Consider the following 1,080-nt stretch of genomic DNA (forward strand, 5'->3'; position numbering starts at 1 on the left):
CTTCGTAAAGTGCAGTGAGTATTTCACGCCCAGCTTCATCATCTTCCAGATATAGAGCGACTAGGTAGATTCGTGACGTTGCTTTGCTGATCGCATCTAAAAGACGAGTTCGAAATGTTTCTGCAGAGTACAGAACATCAAAGTCTTCAGGATTGATTGCGAGACTAGGCAACTGCTCGAATGGATTCCTATTTACTATCATATCGGTGTGAGTACCTTATTTTAGTGCAATATTGCGAACCTGATATTTTACCAAAGATATGATTTCCCTGGCTACTAAAGCGCACGCTTTGAAACCTTTGAAGGGATAAATTGCATTGGAATGAGATCTTTGCCGCTATCAACATAACGTTGAAAGGCCATCTTTAAGGAGTTCGGCAGCTCATGACTGTCAATGGTTTCGAAACCATGTTGAGCATAATATTTTTCTAAGTAGCTAAAAGCGAAGCAATAATCACCATCTTCGAAAACTTTGTTCTCGCAATGCTCTAGCAGAGTGCGGCCAACGCTCGTGCCTCTAACTTCTGGGATGACGAGCATGCCTGTTAATAAGCGATATTGCTCTACGGTTTTTAATCTTAGTAGTGCGACGATCACACCTTTACGACTGGCTGTGATGATGAGTTCATCTTTTTTGGCTCGCCCGGAGGGGTAATGGGCTTTATAGAGCTTTTTGATCAAAGGGAGTTTGATCGGATTTAACACTTCTATGATTAATGAGTTAGGTATTGTCACTGCGGTTAAAAGTTAACTGGGGTAGAATGTGCCCAGTTTAAGAGAATCTTATCTGGCGTTGCAAATCACTATGCAAATTAAAGAACACGCAAGCCTCAAGGCTTTTCACACTTTTGGTATCGAGCAGACTTGCTCCTACTTAGCCATTGTTGACTCGATAGATGATGTAATCAGCCTCTATCAAGATCCTGCTTTTCAAGGTCTGCCGAAGTTGTTTTTGGGTAAAGGCAGCAATGTTCTATTTACTGAACATTTTGATGGTCTCGTCATCGTTAACCGTCTTCTGGGGAAATCGGTTTCAGAAACCCATGAAGATTATCTTCTGCATGTTCAAGGTGGGGAGGA

At 41.9% G+C, this 1,080-nt stretch carries 1 protein-coding gene and 2 pseudogenes; 1 reads left to right on the forward strand and 2 read right to left on the reverse strand.

What is annotated here, in order from left to right; translation table 11 throughout:
• Together pssA and R7P72_RS25790 are read right to left on the reverse strand one after the other, a co-directional pair.
• Positions 1-202, reverse strand: a pseudogene (gene pssA / locus R7P72_RS25785) (CDP-diacylglycerol--serine O-phosphatidyltransferase); the annotation flags it as partial.
• A gap of 74 nt (positions 203-276) precedes the next feature.
• Positions 277-705, reverse strand: coding sequence for a GNAT family N-acetyltransferase (locus R7P72_RS25790; protein WP_180768967.1), 429 nt, complete (start codon positions 703-705; stop codon positions 277-279).
• Between the two features lie 100 nt (positions 706-805).
• Between R7P72_RS25790 and R7P72_RS25795 the strand changes: the two are divergent.
• Positions 806-1,080 (forward strand): annotated as a pseudogene (locus R7P72_RS25795) (UDP-N-acetylenolpyruvoylglucosamine reductase); the annotation flags it as partial.

Origin of the sequence: Vibrio sp. Vb0888, assembly GCF_033338835.1 — a bacterium.
Taxonomy (GTDB): Bacteria; Pseudomonadota; Gammaproteobacteria; order Enterobacterales; family Vibrionaceae; genus Vibrio; species Vibrio alginolyticus.